Annotated in this window: 18 protein-coding genes; 7 read left to right on the top strand and 11 right to left on the bottom strand. The window is 64.3% G+C overall.

Translation table 11 applies throughout. From position 1 onward, the window contains the following. Window positions 1-40 precede the first annotated feature (40 nt). Window positions 41-367 (top strand): winged helix-turn-helix transcriptional regulator, encoded by a 327-nt coding sequence (locus P6U29_RS05375; protein ID WP_407116646.1) that lies wholly within the window; start codon window positions 41-43, stop codon window positions 365-367. Window positions 368-544: 177 nt separating this feature from the next. Here P6U29_RS05375 and P6U29_RS05370 read toward each other — a convergent pair whose 3' ends face one another. The 5 genes from P6U29_RS05370 to hemH form a co-directional block, all read right to left on the bottom strand. Next, window positions 545-988, bottom strand: coding sequence for an NfeD family protein (locus tag P6U29_RS05370; RefSeq protein ID WP_407116645.1), 444 nt, complete (start codon window positions 986-988; stop codon window positions 545-547). A gap of 26 nt (window positions 989-1,014) precedes the next feature. Continuing rightward, window positions 1,015-2,013: an SPFH domain-containing protein gene (locus P6U29_RS05365; protein ID WP_407116644.1), complete on the bottom strand. Its 999-nt coding sequence runs from the start codon at window positions 2,011-2,013 to the stop codon at window positions 1,015-1,017. A 219-nt stretch (window positions 2,014-2,232) separates the two neighbouring features. Beyond that, window positions 2,233-2,934, bottom strand: a complete 702-nt coding sequence (locus P6U29_RS05360) for a 2-hydroxychromene-2-carboxylate isomerase (protein ID WP_407116643.1) — start codon at window positions 2,932-2,934, stop codon at window positions 2,233-2,235. A gap of 26 nt (window positions 2,935-2,960) precedes the next feature. After that, the gene (locus tag P6U29_RS05355) at window positions 2,961-3,932 is read right to left on the bottom strand and encodes an ABC transporter substrate-binding protein (protein ID WP_407116642.1); all 972 of its coding nucleotides are present in this window, start codon (window positions 3,930-3,932) and stop codon (window positions 2,961-2,963) included. 10 nt (window positions 3,933-3,942) lie between these two features. Beyond that, complete coding sequence (hemH, locus tag P6U29_RS05350) at window positions 3,943-4,980, bottom strand: ferrochelatase (protein WP_407116641.1); 1,038 nt, start codon at window positions 4,978-4,980, stop codon at window positions 3,943-3,945. An 83-nt stretch (window positions 4,981-5,063) separates the two neighbouring features. On the opposite strand from hemH, the gene P6U29_RS05345 reads away from it, so the two are divergent. Then, window positions 5,064-5,462: an MAPEG family protein gene (locus tag P6U29_RS05345; protein WP_407116640.1), complete on the top strand. Its 399-nt coding sequence runs from the start codon at window positions 5,064-5,066 to the stop codon at window positions 5,460-5,462. Here P6U29_RS05345 and P6U29_RS05340 read toward each other — a convergent pair. The 4 genes from P6U29_RS05340 to P6U29_RS05325 form a co-directional block, all read right to left on the bottom strand. After that, window positions 5,354-5,905: an acyl-CoA thioesterase gene (locus P6U29_RS05340; RefSeq protein WP_407116639.1), complete on the bottom strand. Its 552-nt coding sequence runs from the start codon at window positions 5,903-5,905 to the stop codon at window positions 5,354-5,356. The two genes, P6U29_RS05345 and P6U29_RS05340, sit on opposite strands and share 109 nt — an antisense overlap. A 226-nt stretch (window positions 5,906-6,131) precedes the next feature. After that, a complete protein-coding gene (locus P6U29_RS05335) occupies window positions 6,132-7,262 on the bottom strand; it encodes a nickel/cobalt transporter (protein WP_407116638.1) in 1,131 nt (376 codons plus the stop codon). Further along, the gene (locus tag P6U29_RS05330) at window positions 7,259-7,897 is read right to left on the bottom strand and encodes a DUF1007 family protein (RefSeq protein WP_407116637.1); all 639 of its coding nucleotides are present in this window, start codon (window positions 7,895-7,897) and stop codon (window positions 7,259-7,261) included. The genes P6U29_RS05335 and P6U29_RS05330 overlap by 4 nt, the downstream gene beginning before the upstream one ends. After that, window positions 7,897-9,978, bottom strand: coding sequence for a M3 family metallopeptidase (locus P6U29_RS05325; RefSeq protein ID WP_407116636.1), 2,082 nt, complete (start codon window positions 9,976-9,978; stop codon window positions 7,897-7,899). The genes P6U29_RS05330 and P6U29_RS05325 overlap by 1 nt, the downstream gene beginning before the upstream one ends. Before the next feature lie 134 nt (window positions 9,979-10,112). On the opposite strand from P6U29_RS05325, the gene P6U29_RS05320 reads away from it, so the two are divergent. From P6U29_RS05320 to P6U29_RS05300, 5 genes are all read left to right on the top strand, one after another. Then, window positions 10,113-10,367: a hypothetical protein gene (locus P6U29_RS05320; RefSeq protein WP_122400851.1), complete on the top strand. Its 255-nt coding sequence runs from the start codon at window positions 10,113-10,115 to the stop codon at window positions 10,365-10,367. 686 nt (window positions 10,368-11,053) lie between these two features. Then, window positions 11,054-12,196, top strand: a complete 1,143-nt coding sequence (locus P6U29_RS05315; RefSeq protein WP_407116635.1) for a type III PLP-dependent enzyme — start codon at window positions 11,054-11,056, stop codon at window positions 12,194-12,196. Window positions 12,197-12,324: 128 nt separating this feature from the next. After that, window positions 12,325-12,912, top strand: a complete 588-nt coding sequence (locus P6U29_RS05310) for a GNAT family N-acetyltransferase (protein WP_407116634.1) — start codon at window positions 12,325-12,327, stop codon at window positions 12,910-12,912. A gap of 146 nt (window positions 12,913-13,058) precedes the next feature. Beyond that, window positions 13,059-13,448, top strand: a complete 390-nt coding sequence (locus P6U29_RS05305; RefSeq protein WP_407116633.1) for a RidA family protein — start codon at window positions 13,059-13,061, stop codon at window positions 13,446-13,448. A gap of 48 nt (window positions 13,449-13,496) precedes the next feature. Then, a complete protein-coding gene (locus P6U29_RS05300) occupies window positions 13,497-14,939 on the top strand; it encodes a homospermidine synthase (protein ID WP_407116632.1) in 1,443 nt (480 codons plus the stop codon). 35 nt (window positions 14,940-14,974) lie between these two features. On the opposite strand, the gene P6U29_RS05295 is transcribed toward P6U29_RS05300, so the two are convergent. Both P6U29_RS05295 and P6U29_RS05290 read right to left on the bottom strand, forming a co-directional pair. Beyond that, the gene (locus P6U29_RS05295) at window positions 14,975-15,313 is read right to left on the bottom strand and encodes a hypothetical protein (RefSeq protein WP_407119247.1); all 339 of its coding nucleotides are present in this window, start codon (window positions 15,311-15,313) and stop codon (window positions 14,975-14,977) included. A gap of 59 nt (window positions 15,314-15,372) precedes the next feature. Next, a complete protein-coding gene (locus tag P6U29_RS05290) occupies window positions 15,373-15,858 on the bottom strand; it encodes a hypothetical protein (protein ID WP_407116631.1) in 486 nt (161 codons plus the stop codon). Between the last annotated feature and the right edge of the window lies 1 nt (window position 15,859).

Raw genomic sequence — 15,859 nt, 5'->3', positions numbered from 1 at the left:
GGTACGCTACATTATCCGTAGCATGATGCAAGAGGCGACGATGGCGAAACAGGCTGGCACGATGACACGCAGCGTCCGCGGCTCGCGCACGGGCCGGCCGATCATGGTGCTGCTCGACCTGCTCGGCCGGCGCTGGAGCCTGCGGATTCTCTGGGAGCTACGCGGAGAGCCCCTCACCTCGCGCGCCCTGCGCACCGCCTGTGACGAAGCCTCGCCCACGGTGCTGCAAGCGCGCCTGACCGAACTGCGCGAGGCCGGATTCGTGGAGTTGGGTGACGGCGGAGGTTACGGACTGACACCGCTAGGGCGCGAGCTGTGCGAGACGTTCATGCCGCTGCACAGGTTTGCGGAAAGGTGGAAGAGATAAGGCGCCTCTTACCCTCCCGTGGAGGGGGAGGGTCGGCTCACATGTAGCGTAGCGAAATGTGAGACGGGGTGGGGTGACGGTCTCTCCACATCCAGCGGTGCCCGAGTGGAGAGATCACCCCACCCCGCTCGCGCTGCGCGCGATCGACCCTCCGCCTCCAGGGAAGGGTAAGCGAAGCTACGCCGCGGCGACCGTCAGATTCGCACCGTCCACCTGCACCACTTTCACCCGCGTCCCCGCCGGCGTATCCGGGCCCGCAACACGCCATACTGTGTCGCCGATGCGCACTGTGCCTGAACCGTCGATGATCGGCTTCTCCAGCGTGAACTCACGGCCGAGCAAGGCCTCGGCGCGCTTGTTGAGGAATGAGCTCGTGCTCGCATCCGGCTTCGGCCTGGCGAGGCGGCGCCAGATCGGCACGGCCGCAGCGGCGAAGATCGCAAACATGACGAGCTGGATCTGCCAGGAGATGGCGACGGCGAATGAGATCAGGCCGACGAGCAGCGCAGCAAGGCCAAGCCAGAACAGGAAGATGCCCGGCGCAAGCACCTCCAGGGCCATCAGGATGAAGCCGAAGATCAGCCAATTCCAGTTGCCCAGCGATGCGAATATGTCGGTCATGACACGACCTCTGTAAGAGAGCCCTGTTACTGCGGCGGCACCGCGGGCGGCGTCGGGCCCGACGACGGGACCGATCCGCCGCGGCGTGCGGCAGCCGCTGCGGATGCGGCACTCTCGCCGAACGTTGCCTTGGCGATCTCGCCGATGCCGGCGAGCGAGCCCAGCATGCTCACGGCTTCCACCGGCAACATGATGATCTTCTGGTTCGGCGCATCCGCGAACTGGCCGAACGCCTTGATATACTTATCGGCGATAAAATAGTTCAACGCGGCGACGTCGCCCTTGGAAATGGCCTCCGACACTGCCTGGGTCGCTTTCGCCTCGGCTTCGGCCAGACGCTCGCGCGCCTCGGCGTCGCGGAAGGCGGCCTCGCGGCGGCCTTCGGCCTGGAGGATCTGGCCCTGCTTGGCTCCCTCGGCGCGCAGGATCTCCGACTGGCGCTGGCCTTCGGCGGCGAGGATGTCGGCGCGCTTGACGCGCTCGGCCTTCATCTGCCGGCCCATGGCCTCGACGAGGTCGGCAGGCGGCACGATGTCCTTGATCTCGATGCGGTTGACCTTGACGCCCCAGGGCGAGACCGCAGCGTCGACGACGCGCAAGAGGCGCTCGTTGATCTCGTCGCGGTGCGACAGCACCTGGTCGAGGTCCATAGAACCCATTACCGACCGGATGTTGGTCATGGTGAGGACCGTGATTGCCTGGTTCAGGTTGGCGACCTCGTAGCTCGCCTTCGCAGCGTCGAACACCTGATAAAAGGCGACGCCGTCCACCGTCACGGTGGCGTTGTCCTTGGTGATGACCTCCTGCTCGGGGATGTCGATCACCTGCTCCATCATGTTGATCTTGCGTCCGACGCGATCGAAATACGGCACGATCAGATTGAGTCCGGGGCTGAGCGTCTGGGTGTACTTGCCGAACCGTTCGATCGTCCAGTCATAGCCCTGCGGCACCGTCTTCACGCCGGCCACCAGCGTGACGATGACGAGCAATACCAGAACAATCGCGAAAATGTCGAAACCGCTCATATGTCCTCCAAGCCGGGAAAAAGGCCCTTTCCGGCGCTGTCATTGGTCGGGATCACGACCCTACCGGTTCAGTGGTCGCAATTCACGTCGGTATAGGCGCAGTTCTGCACAAGACGTCGAGGGGAGAGAACGATTGCGATATGTATTTGCGAGCGGCTCTTGAAAGCGCGCGGCGCAGACCTAGCGGCGAACGTCGAGGTTTTCGTGTCCCCTTTTACGTTACCGTTCGGCGGCCGCGCGGTTCACGTTCCAGGCCAGGACTTCCAGTCGATCCGCACCGAAGAAGATTTCGCCATTCCAGACGAACGTGGGCGTGCCGAACACCCCGTTCGCATAAGCTTCCACCGTGCGCCTCGTTAAGGCGTCGCGAACGCCGGGATCGTTGGCTTGCTCCACGATTGCCGGATCACCACCCGCGTGGGCGACGGCTTCTCTCAACACCACTGGGGCGGAGATGTCGCGCTGCTCATGCCAAAGGCCATCGAAGATGGTGCTTCGGAAACCCTGCTCAACCCGACCTGACAGCAGAGACGCAACGCACAATGCGGGAATTTGATTAGGCCGGTTGGGCCACTTCCACGATGGCTTGAAGGGCGCCCCGTAAAATCTCGCCATGCGGCGGATGTCCGCCATCAGATAGGCCCGTTTGGGAGGGATGAGGGTGTCGACGTAAGGCGCCCATAGCTCGCGGCCAGACTGGAGGTTGAGGATCACGTCGATGAAGATTGGACGGCCGACCCATTCAACCTCGGCCGTCAGGCCGAGTTCGGCGTTGCGGATCCTGAAATCGGCGAAATATGCGTAGGGCGATCTGAAGTCGTAATAGGTTTCGATCTTGACGGTCATGGTCCGGAATTTCCAACGTTCAGAGATTTCTAAGATCCAGACACGGCTCCCGTCCATATCGGAAACCAGCATCATCCGAGATTTCCGACCACCTTCCGTTCCTATTCGATCACGTCATTCGCAATTGCGAGCAGACCTGGGGAAAGTGTGACGCCGAGCGCCCTGGCCGTCTTGAGGTTGAGCGCGAGCTCGAACTTGGTGGGGTTCTGGACCGGGAGATCGGCTGCGTGCGCGCCCTTCAGAATGCGATCGATGTAGGAAGCCGCACGCCGGAGCTGCTCGGCGCTGTCGGTGCTGTAGGACATCAGCCCACCCTCGTCGACGAAGGTCCGGCTCCAGAACACCGCGGGGACGCGCGCCTGTGCGATCGCCGAGAGCATTTGCGCGCGGTTGGCCATGGTGAAGAAGTCCGGCAGGACCAGGATGGCGCCGTCTTTCCGCGAAGCCAGCGCCCCGATCGCGGCGGGGTCATGGAGGGGCGCGGGCTCGACCGTCACATGCAGCGTCCGTGCGGCATCTTCGATCGTGCGCAGCATCAGGGGCGCGAACGGCGCGGTGGCGGGATTGTAGACGACGAGCACGCGGCGGACGGGCGGCGTGACCTGGGTCAGCATCTCCAGCCATTTGCCGGCGAGCGGACCGTCATAATCGGTGAAGCCGGTGATGTTGCCACCGGGATGCGCGAGATTTTCAACAAAACCCTGGCTGACGGGATCGGTGACGACGGCAAACACGATCGGGATCGTCGTGGTGCGCCGGCGCAGCTCCTCCACCGAGGGCGTGCCGACCGCGAGCAGGATGTCGGGCTTGAGCGCGATCAGCTCGTCCGCAAGCTGAGCGATGCGCCCGCGGTCACCTCCACCGCTGCGCCAATCGATCTTGAGGTTGTCGCGCTCCTTCCAACCCTGGCCGGCGAGCGCCTCGACAAGGATTGTGCTGCGCGCCTGCCCGATCGCGTCATCGGCGGCCGTGACCGAGAGCACGCCGAGCCGCCGCGCAGGCTGCTGCGCCAGCACCGAGGACGGCAGCGCCACGATGGTCCCGAGAAGCGCCAGGCACTCGCGGCGATTCATGGGGCGTCCATCAGATCCAGCCCTGAAGCTCGCGCAGCACCAGGGTGCGGATCACGTCCATGCCTGATACGCTGTCATTGAGGCACGGGATCGCGGAAAACTGCTCGCCGCCATTGTGCTTGAAGATCTCGGCATTCTCCTGCGCGATCTCCTCCAGCGTCTCAAGGCAGTCGGCAGAGAAGCCCGGCGTCACCACCGCGATCCGCCGCACGCCTTCCTTGGCGAGCCGCTCCATCGTCTTGTCGGTATAAGGCTGGAGCCACTCGTCATTGCCGAAGCGGGACTGGAAGGTCAGCAGCAGCTTTGTCTCGTCCGAGCCGAGCCGGCGCCGCAGCGCCTCTGTCGTCGCGATGCAGTGTTGCTGATAGGGATCGCCCTTGTCGACATAGGATTTCGGCATGCCGTGAAATGACGCCACGATCAGCTCCGGCTTGAACGGCAGCGTCGCCAGATGCGCCTCGATCGAGGTCGCGAGCGCCTCGATATAGGCCACGTCGTCATAATAGGGCGGCGTCACCCGCAGCGTCGGCTGGTTACGCAGCTGCGCGAGCACGCGGAACACCTCATCGCAGACCGTCGCCGAGGTCGAAGCGGAATATTGCGGATAGAGCGGGACCGCGAGGATGCGCTCGCAGCCTTTCGCAATCAGCGCGTCGATGCCCGATTTGATCGAGGGATTGCCGTAGCGCATCGCCCAATCGACAACGATATGGTCGCGGTCCGACAAGGCGGCTGCGAGCTTGTCGCTTTGCGAGCGCGTGATGGTTTTCAGTGGCGACTCGTTCCGCTCATTGTTCCAGATCTTCTGGTAATCGAGCGCCTTGGTGCGGGGACGGCTGCGCAGGATGATCCCGTTCAGCACCAGCTTCCAGATCAGGCCCTGGTCCTCGATGACGCGGGCGTCACTGAGGAACTCCTTGAGATAGATCCGCACACCCGGCGCATCGGCGGTGTCAGGCGTTCCGAGATTGATCAGGAGCACGCCGACGCGTGGCAGGGCGGATCCGGTGGCCGGGTTCGCTGTCTCGAGAGGGACGACGCTGTTCATGGCTGGTTGGGTCGCGCGTTGGTCCGAACTTGTCAAGATGAGGGCGGTTTCGCTAGGGTCGCACCCAAGCGGGGGGAGGGAAGATGACGCTCGCGGAATGGTGCGTATTGGGAGCGCTGCTGCTGTATCTGTCCACGATCGGCTCGATCAAATGGATCAGGTTTCGCAGCTTCGACAATTCCCGGCCGCGCGATCCTGCCTTCTATGAGGACGCCATCGCGCAGCGCGCGCTGGGCGCCCACCAGAACGGCATCGAAACCTTCCCGTTCTTCGCCTTCGCGGTGCTGCTCGCCGAATACAGGGACTCGCCGCAGCGGCTGATCGACGAACTCGCCGCGCTGTTCCTGATCGTGCGGATCGCCTATGTGCTGACCTATCTCGGCAATCGCCCGACGCTGCGCTCGATCCTCTGGAGCATCGGCTTTGCGATCAATCTCGGGATCTTCTTCATGCCGGCCTTGAAGCGGTTTCTGCCGGTGTGAGGCAGCCTCACGGCGCCAGATGACGCTCCCGTGTCGCGATCAGCGCCCGCATCGATGCCGGGATCGTGACCGGACGATGGGTTCTGGTCAGTGTAGACCCACACGATCTCGCCGGTCACCAGCGCGTCGGTGCCGCCCTTCAGGAAGATGGCAAGCTCGAAGACGAGGCTCGAATTGCCGATCCGCGCCACGCGCACGCCGACGTCGAGCTCCCAGTCGAACCGGACCGGCGCCTTGTACTCGATGACCGACTTGACGATGTGAAAATCGATGCCGCTCGCCTGCGCGTCGGCATATTGGTCGAAGCCGAGCGCGCGGAAATATTCGGTGATGGCAGTGTCGAAATAGGTCAGGTAATGCGCATTGAAGACGACGCCCTGGCCGTCGATCTCGGAATAGCGCACCCGGAACGGATGGAAGAACCAGAATTGTTCGCGCGACATCGAATTCCCCCGACCGTTCTTGTTGGTCTTGGTACCTGAATAGCTGACCGGAGGGAGTTCGCAAAGGCGCGGCTCTCGTGTCCCGGACGCGGTGTAGCGCTCTTGCGCTGCTCCGCAGAGCCGGGACCCAGAAGGCCCCCACGCGGCCATGCGGAGACATGGGCCCCGGCTCTGCAGCGCAGCGTCGAAGGGGCGCTGCGCTGCGTCCGGGGCGAGAGAGTTCGGGTCAAAAACACGTCGTCCGTTCAGCCGCGATGTAGCCGAACAAGAGGCCGACCCCGAACAGCAGGACCAGGCCGGCGGCACCGAATTCGATGCCGCGCATGAACAGCGCGCCGCCGCCGTCGCGGCCGGCGCTGAGGCGAGCAGCGACGTCCTTGGCGGAAACGGCGACGACGGCGATGGCCGCGACCGTGATCGCCGTACCGAGCCCCATCAGGAAGGTCGCAGCGATGCCGGCCCAGAACAGGCCCTGGGCCAGCGCGAACACTAAGACCAGGATCGCGCCCGAGCAGGGGCGGATGCCGACGGTCAGGATCGCAGCGAAACCGCGCCGCCAGCCGCCGGGGCCGGCGAGCTCGCTGGGGGCGGGGCCGTGGGAGTGACCGCAATGCTCGTCATGAACGTGGTCATGCGCATGATGGTGATGGGCATGAGCATGACCGTGGTGATGATGATCGTGGTCGTGATGATCATGCGCATCATGATGATGGTCAGGATGATGGTGATGGCCGTGATCATGATGGTCATGCGGCACGCCCGCGATCGCCGGCACCGGCTGAGCCGCCTGCAGCGCCCGGATGAAGGCGCCGCCCTTGACCCAGACGAGGCGCAGGCCGAACAGCGCGATCAGGGCGTAGCTCGCGATCTCGATCACCCCTTCCGCCTTGCACATGGTCTTGGCGGTCGCATTCAGGATCCAGGCCGAGATGCCGACGATGAGGATCGCCACCAGCGACTGCATCAGGGCGGAGGCAAACGACAGCGCGATGCCGCGCCGGGCGGTCTCGCGGTTGGCGACGAGATAGGAGGCGATCACCGCCTTGCCATGGCCGGGGCCGGCGGCATGGAAGATGCCGTAGGCAAACGAGATGAGCAGCAGCGTCCAGACCGCCGAGCCGTCGGATTTCGCGGCGCGGATGGTCGCCGACATCTGCCGATAGAATTCCGACTGCTTTGCCAACAGCCAGCCGACGAGGCCGCTGGCCTCGGGCTCGACCGGCTGCGCGGGCCGCGGCGCGCCAAAGGGATTTTGTGCGAGGAGATCGTGAAGCGCGGCGTCCGTCACGATCGCGACCAGCACAACAGCGGCGCAGGCGATCAGCCCGCGCGCCAGCGGGGAGAGGTGCTGCTTCAAGGGCAATCCACCGTGATCTTGTTGGCGAACATCATGCCGAAATTGCTGTTCTCGCCATTCAGGAAAGTCTGTTCGTTGAGCTTCTGGGCGGTGGCCGAGCCGTCGCTCGGACGGTCGAGCTTTATCTGGCAGCCCGCGGGCGCGCCGACCAGTTTGACCGGGTTGTCCTTGGCCATCTGGAAGTCGATGAAGAAGGAGCGGTCGAACACTTCGAGCACGAGCTGCCTCGGCTTGACCGGATTCTTCAGCGGCAGCGTGAAGTGCAGGGTCAGCACCGTGTCCTTGTAGTCGAGGAAATAGTCGACCGGCTCCTGGAACCGCTCCTTCTTGCCGTCGGCCTTTGCGAAGGTGAAGTAGGCGTATTCCTTCAGCGACTCGACATTGGTCTGCGCCAGTGGCCCGAGCTCCTCGCGGGTATAGGTGCCCCTGGTCTTGCTCTCGAGCCCCTGCACCGCATAGGCCGAGAACATGTCGTCGAAGGTCCAGGCGTGGCGCACGCCGGTGATCGAGCCATCCGCCGCGTAGAGCAGCTCGCTGGTCGCGGTGATCCAGACATGCGGATGCGCCTGCGCCGAGCCCGATACGAGCGCGAGGCCAATGGCGAGCAGCCATCCGAACAGAGCGCGCATGCCCATCAGGCGGCCTTTGCCGTTTCGAGCAGGCCGCGACGGCGCAGCAGCGCGTCGGGCTCCGGCGGCCGGCCGCGGAAGGCCTCATAGGCAGCTTCCGGATCGACTGAGCCGCCCGACGAATAGATGTCGTCGTGCAGGCGCTTGGCCACAGCCGGATCGAAAATGTCGCCGGCCTCCTCAAACGCGCCGAAGGCGTCCGCGTCCATCACCTCCGACCACATGTAGCTGTAATAGCCGGCGGCGTAGTGGTCGCCGGTGAAGATGTGGCCGAACTGCGTGGGCCGGTGACGCAGCGCGATCTCCTCGGGCATGCCGATCTTCTCCAGCTCACGTCTCTCGAAGGCACGGACATCCTGTGCGGCGGCAGCCGGCTGGGTGTGGAATTCGAGATCGACCAGCGCGGAGGAGACGAACTCGACCGTGGCAAAGCCCTGGTTGAATTTTCGCGCGGCAAGGAACCGTTGCAAGAGCTCGTCCGGCAGCGGCTCGCCGGTCTGGTAATGGCGCGCGAACTTTTGGAGCACCTCGGGCCGCTCCTGCCAGTGCTCGTAGAGCTGCGACGGCAGCTCGACGAAGTCGGTGAACACTGACGTGCCCGACAGCGACGGATAGGTCACGTTGGAGAGCATGCCGTGCAGCCCGTGGCCGAACTCGTGGAACAGGGTGCGGGCATCGTCGGGCGACAGCAGCGAAGGCTCGCCGCCGGCGCCCTTGGCGAAATTGCAGATGTTGAGAACGAGCGGTGCGACGTCGCCGTCAAGCTTCTGCTGATCACGCAGCGAGGTCATCCAAGCGCCGGAGCGCTTCGACGGCCGGGCGAAGTAGTCGCCATAGAACAGCGCCTTGTGCTTGCCGTCCGGCCCCTTCACCTCCCAGACCCGGACGTCGGGGTGCCAGACCGGAACGTCCTTGCACTCCTCGAACGTGATGCCGAACAGGCGCGTGGCGCAGTCGAACGCGGCGGCAATCATGTGGTCGAGCGAAAGATAGGGCTTGATCGCGGCGTCGTCGAAATTGGCGCGCTGAAGGCGCAGCTTCTCGGCGTAGAAGCGCCAGTCCCAAGGCGCGAGCTTGAAATTGCCGCCCTCGGCCGCAATCAACCCCTGCATCTCGTCGCGGTCGGCGAGCGCCCGCGCCCTCGCCGGCTTCCAGACCCGCTCCAAAAGGCCCCGCACCGCCTCCGGCGTCTTGGCCATGGAGTCTTCGAGCCGGTAGGCGGCAAAAGTCGGGTAGCCCAGGAGCTTGGCGCTCTCCTCGCGCAGCTTCAGGATCTCGACAATGGTTCCATTGTTGTCATTGGCGTTGCCGTTATCGCCACGCGCGACGAAGGCTTTGTAGACCTTCTCGCGGAGGTCACGCCGGGCAGAGCTCTTCAGGAATTGTTCGACCGAAGAGCGCGACAACGTGACGATGGCCTTGCCTTCCATGCCGCGCTCTTCTGCCGCAGCCTTGGCGCCGGCGACAAAGCTCTCCGGCAGGCCCTGGCTGTCGGCCTCCCCGAGCTCCATAAACCAGTCCTGCTCGTCGCCGAGCAGATGGTGGCTGAAGCTGGTGCCGAGCTGGGCGAGCCGCTCGTTAATCTCAGCCATCCGCGCCTTGGCCTCCTCGGAGAGACCGGCGCCGGAGCGGTGGAAGCGGGTATAGGTGCGCTCCAGCAAGCGGAGCTGCTCGGGCGTGAGCCCAAGATTGGTGCGATTCTCGTGCAGCTGGGCGATGCGGCCGAACAGCACCGCGTTCATCATGATCGGATTCCAGTGCCGCGCCATCCGCAAGGAGACCTCCTTGTCGATCTCCAGGATGGCCGGGTTGGAATGCGCCGAAACGAGGTCGTAGAAGACCGCCGCAACCTTGCTCAGCAGCTTGCCCGAGCGCTCCAGCGCCGTGATGGTGTTGGCGAAGTCGGGCGCCGCGGGATCATTGATGATCGCGGCGATCTCGGCGGCGTGGTCGGCGAAAGCCTGCTCGAACGCCGGGAGGAAGTGCTCCGGCTTGATCTCGTCGAAGGGCGGGGTCGCGAACGGCGTTACCCAGGCCTTCAGCAGCGGGTTGGTCTCGGCGTCCGTCATTTGGCGGGATTCTGACATCACAAATCCGGTTTCGTGGCTCGATTGCGGCGGCCAGCTATAGCACGCGATGGGGCTTTTTTGGGCCATTTGCCCTTGCTCCCGGCCGCCTTTTCGGGGAGATTGCGGCCCTCGAAGTCAGGACCCCGAGCCCCATGAACGCGCCTTCTTCCTCTTCCCGCCAGATCGTCTGGCCCAGCGTGATCACCGTCATCAGCGCCGCCATCCTGATCGGCGCCGAGGTGTTCGGAGCAGCCTTCGCCGGCGGCTGGGCGCTCGCGATCCTGCTCGGGCTCGGCGACCAGGGCGCGCACATCCTCCAGGCCGTGCTGTTCACACTCGGTGTGCTCGTGATGACCGCGTTCATCCGCGGCGCTCAACGCGTCGAGCCCTTCACGAAGCGCGGCTGACGCTTCTCGCGCGTGAGCAACACACACGCGCCGCAAAAAACTTAACGCCTGTTCATCTTCCGCGTCGCTCGCGCAACACTGCGCAAGCAGATGTTAGGCAATTCGTTCTCAACCTAAAAAAATTCTTGCGAAGCAGAGTCAAAACGCTTATTTGCGCTCTTGCCCAATTTCGCACGTGCCTGTGGTCGTGTGTCAGTCGGTAGGTATCCGGACAAGAGGCCGGACAGCCGCCAAGGGGTGAAGAAGCCGAGGGGCTCTTCGGAAGTGCAGAAGTCGAAGACCTGATGTCGCAAGACCGAAGGTCGGACGACGAAGCAAACCCGGAGCGCCCAGCATCTCTCTCAAAGAGGTGCCATGTCGAAGGTGACTTCGCTCTTTGCAACCGTGACTGGCAGCCGGAGGCGAACCGGCGCACCCCGCTCTCAACGGGGGACGCGACTTAAAGCAACGACGGATCGGGCTTTTTTGGTCTCTACCGGCAGTCCAACGCCGGCGCGGGCTACTGAAAAGGCTTGTCCTTCATTGCCAGGTGAGCGGGCGGGAATCTCTCCCAACCAATCCACGGCAGCACAGTCTGGTTTGAGTTTTTTGGCCTCAGCGCGCCTCCATCGCGCGGTGTGGCCGAAGCACTCTCATCAGACGTCACGTTGATATGGCTCCCGTCGCTGGGACCGTTGGAGAGTGCCATGACCGAACGTATTCAGGAATTCCTGCGCAACCGCCGCAAAGAAGGCCTCGACACCGAGCCGTGCCTCGTCGTCGATCTCGAGGTCGTGCGCGACAACTACCAGAGCTTCGCCAAGGCGCTGCCCGACAGCCGCGTGTTCTACGCCGTCAAGGCGAACCCGGCGCCGGAAGTGCTGGCCCTGCTCGCCTCCATGGGCTCCTGCTTCGACACCGCCACCGTCGCCGAGATCGAGATGGCGCTGGCCGCGGGTGCGACGCCCGACCGCATCTCCTTCGGCAACACGATCAAGAAGGAGCGCGACATCGCGCGCGCCTTCGCGCTCGGCATCCGGCTGTTCGCGGTCGATTGCGCCGCCGAGGTCGAGAAGGTCGCCCGTGCCGCGCCGGCTGCGAAGGTGTTCTGCCGCATCCTCTATGACTGCGCCGGCGCCGAGTGGCCGCTGTCGCGCAAGTTCGGCTGCGACCCGGAGATGGCGGTCGAGGTGCTCGACCTCGCCAAGCGCCTGGGCCTGGAGCCGTGCGGCATCTCCTTCCATGTCGGCTCGCAGCAGCGCAAGGTGAAGGCGTGGGACCGTGCCTTGGCGATGGCCTCGCAGGTGTTCCGCGACTGCGCCGAGCGGGGCATCAACCTGTCCATGGTCAACATGGGTGGCGGCTTCCCGACCAAGTACCTGAAGGACGTGCCGCCGGTCGTGACCTACGGCCGCTCGATCTTCCGCGCGCTGCGCAAGCACTTCGGCAACCAGATCCCGGAGACCATCATCGAGCCGGGCCGCGGCATGGTGGGCAACGCCGGCATCATCGAATCCGAGGTCGTGCTCATCTCGAAGAAGAGCGACGAGGACGAGGTGCGCTGGGTATATCTCGACATCGGCAAGTTCGGCGGTCTCGCCGAGACGATGGACGAGTCGATCCGCTACGCCATCCGCACCCGTCACGACAGTGCGGACATGACGCCGTGCGTGCTCGCAGGTCCCACCTGCGACAGCGCCGACGTGCTGTACGAGAAGAGCCCGTATCCGCTCCCCGTCACGCTCGAGATCGGCGACAAGGTGCTGATCGAAGGCACCGGGGCCTATACGTCGACCTACTCGTCGGTGGCGTTCAACGGCATCCCGCCGCTGAAGACGTATCACATCTGATCCGCCTCTCTGCCTGAGGCCTGACGAACCCGGGAGCCGGTCCGCCGGCTCCTCCCCGACATTGCCATTCTGACGACGCTCGAATCCGCGTGCCGATTGCGCACGGATTCAAGCGGGGATGACGTGCCATGACTGCTCCTCGGAAGCCACAGATCGCCCTCACCTCGAAAGCCGCTCCGTTCGTGATCCGTGCGGAACGTGCTGGAGACGTCGCGATGCGTGAAGCGCTGCTCGATGCCTGCTTTGGCGAGAACCGCCACGGCCGCACCTGCCAGCGCCTGCGCGACGGACGCGCGCCTGCTGCCGGCCTCGCGCTGGCCGCCGTGCGCGAGGGAAAACTCGTGGGAACCGTGCGGCTGTGGCACGTCAGCGCCGGAGGCAGGCCCGCTCTGGTCCTCGGACCGCTGGCGGTGGATCCTGCCTGCCGCGAGCTCGGGATCGGCGCCGCGCTGATGCACCAAGCGCTGGCTGCCGCCCGGGCGCGCGGGCATGCCGCCGTGATCCTGCTCGGCGACGCGCCCTATTACGCCCGTTTCGGCTTCTCGACCGAGAAGACCGGCGAGCTGTCGCTGCCCGGCCCATTCGAGCGCGATCGTCTGCTGGCGATCGAGTTCGCCGAAGGTGCGCTTGATGGCGTCGAAGGGATGATCGTCCCGACCGGTGCGGCCTTGCCCAAGCGGAGGTCGGTTCGCGCCCTCCAGGCGCACGCGGCCTAACGGATCGCTTTGATAGCGAAGACCGAGAGCCGCATTGAGCGGCAACGCTCCGCTGCGCCTGCGCTAAGCTCTTTCCTTGGGGGTTGCGCAGGCGCGAGAAACGCCCTTTAACCCCGCGAAACACCCTTCCGTCGAGGTCCCTGACCATGCCCCGTCGCCTGATCTCAACCGGCTCTCCCCTCGAGAAGACCGTCGGCTATAGCCGCGCCGTGATCGACGGCGAGTTCGCCTTCGTCGCGGGAACCACCGGCTATGACTACACCACGATGACGATGCCGGCCGATGTCACGAGACAGTCACGCAACTGCTTCAAGACCATCGAAGCTGCCCTGAAGGAGGGCGGATTCGAGATGGCCGATATCGTCCGTGCGACCTACTACGTCACCGACGCCAGCTACATCGATGCCCACTTTGCCGTCTGCGGCGAGGTTCTCGGTGACATCAGGCCGGCCGCGACGTTGCTGGTCGTCACCGCTCTCGCCAAGCCCGAGATGAAGGTCGAGATCGAAGTCACCGCCAAGCGCCGCAGCGCCTGATCACCCCCTCACTGTTTGTCCGCCAGCACTTTCTGGAGAAACCATCCCATGAGCCCCGCCTCGCAGATCTACGCGAAGATCACCGGCCCCATCGTCATGGTCGGCTTCGGCTCCATCGGCAAAGGCACCCTGCCGTTGATCGAGCGGCACCTCGACTACGACAAGTCGCGCATCACCGTGCTCGACCCCAAGGACGAGGGCCGCAAGGCGCTTTGCGAGAAGCACAATGTCCGCTTCATCCAGAAGGGCCTGACCAAGGACAATTATCGCGAGGTGCTGACCCCGCTGCTCACCGAGGGCGGCGGCCAGGGCTTTTGCGTCAATCTCTCGGTCGATACCGGCTCGACCGACATCATGGAGCTCTGCAACGAGCTCGGTGCTCTCTACATCGACACCGTCAACGAGCCCTGGCTCGGCTTCTATTTCGATTCCTCGAAGGGCCCGGAAGCGCGCTCCAACTACGCGCTTCGCGAAGCGACGCTGGCCGCCAAGAGGGCGCGCCCGGCGGGCTCGACGACGGCGGTCTCGTGCTGTGGCGCAAATCCCGGCATGGTCTCCTTTTTCGTCAAGCAGGCGCTCCTCAATGTCGCCGCCGATCTGAAGCTCAATGCCCCCAGGCCGAAGACCAAGGCCGAATGGGCGGATTTGATGCGGCAGGCCGGCATCAAGGGCATCCATATCGCCGAACGCGACACTCAGCGCTCCAAGAAGCCGAAGGAGCCTGATGTCTTCGTCAACACCTGGTCGGTCGAAGGTTTCCTGTCCGAGGGCATGCAGCCATCCGAACTCGGCTGGGGCACTCATGAGAAATGGATGCCCGAGAATGCACACACCCACGAAGCCGGCTGCGGCGCCGCCATCTATCTGATGCAGCCCGGGGCCAACACGCGCGTGCGCACCTGGTGCCCGACCCGCGGTACGCAATACGGCTTTCTCGTCACCCACAACGAGTCGATCTCGATCGCGGATTACTTCACCGTGCGCGACGCGTCGGGCAAGGCGATCTATCGGCCGACCTGCCACTATGCCTACCATCCCGCTGACGATGCGGTGCTGTCGCTGCACGAGATGTTCGGCCGCGCCGGGAAGATGCAGGAGAAGCACCACATCCTCGACGAGAACGAGATCGTCGACGGCATCGACGAGCTCGGCGTGCTGCTGTTCGGCCATGACAAGAATGCCTATTGGTACGGCTCGCAGCTCTCCATCGAAGAGACCCGCAAGCTCGCGCCCTATCAGAACGCCACCGGCCTGCAGGTGACCTCCGCCGTGCTCGGCGGCATGGTGTGGGCGCTGGAGAACCCGAACGAAGGCATCGTCGAAGCCGACGAGATGGACTTCGATCGCCTCTTGGAAATCCAGCTGCCGTATCTCGGCCCGGTGAAGGGTTTCTACACCGACTGGACGCCGCTGACCGATCGTCCGGGACTGTTTCCGGAAGATATCGATACGAGCGATCCCTGGCAGTTCCGGAATATTCTGGTGCGATGAGCCGGGCGATGACAGCGCGTGTGTAGGAGCGCCGCCTACTTCTTCTCAATCGGCGGCGCGACCTTCTCCGCCGGAGCCGGCGGCAGCGCCGGCTTGGCGGCACCCGCTGCGCCCTGCGTCTGGGAATCCGGCCGCGCTGGTTCGGGCGCCGGCGTGGTGGGCCGGTCGCCGCCGGGCTTGGACTCCGCAGGTGTCTTACTTTGATCGTCGGACGGGGTGCCCCGCAGCGGTGGCGTCGCCTGTGCCAGCTCCATCCGGCTTTCGGCGCGGATTTGCGCGAGCGATATCACCGACACCACAGCGCCTGCTGCGAACAGCGCAGCGGCGATTGCCAGGTCGAGCTTCAGTCTGCGCTTGTCATCGTGGCCGGGCATGTCGATCACCGCCTTTGTCCACGGGATCAACGAAACTGGGGCGCGCCGGTTCCACCCGGTCAGTGGGCTGCGGGGAACTGAAATTCACGAGGAACGCCAAGCTCGTTTTCGACCGACAGCGTGGCCGTCCCTCCACGCTCGACGATGGTCATCTTGGGTATTGGCTCCTTGTACCAATAGATCCAGTTCGTCACGCTGCGTCTCGTTTCCGGCGCACCAACCATGTCGCGCGCGAGCAAGCGATCGCCCAACCTTGAAAAGACAACGAGCTGATACGGATTCCAAAGCATCACATGGGAAAGCCTGCTGATTCCGATGATCTCGCCCGGGTGTACCGATTTGATCTCGCCCAGGATTCCGAGATGATCTCGCCCACCATTCCGATTTGATGTCGCCCGGGGCGCGAGGCGTTCTGGCTGTCTGGTTTCTGGCATCGGCGAAGCCGCGTGGTCAATCTTGAATCGCGGCTCGACGGGTTGGTTTTTCTGTTGCTCCTGCTGTGGGCATGTGGGCGACGCTCTTGCGTTGTCCAAGCGTAGCGGCATG

Source organism: Bradyrhizobium sp. LMG 9283, assembly GCF_045571415.1.
GTDB lineage: Bacteria > Pseudomonadota > Alphaproteobacteria > Rhizobiales > Xanthobacteraceae > Bradyrhizobium.
This window is presented reverse-complemented; position numbering and strand designations above follow the sequence as displayed.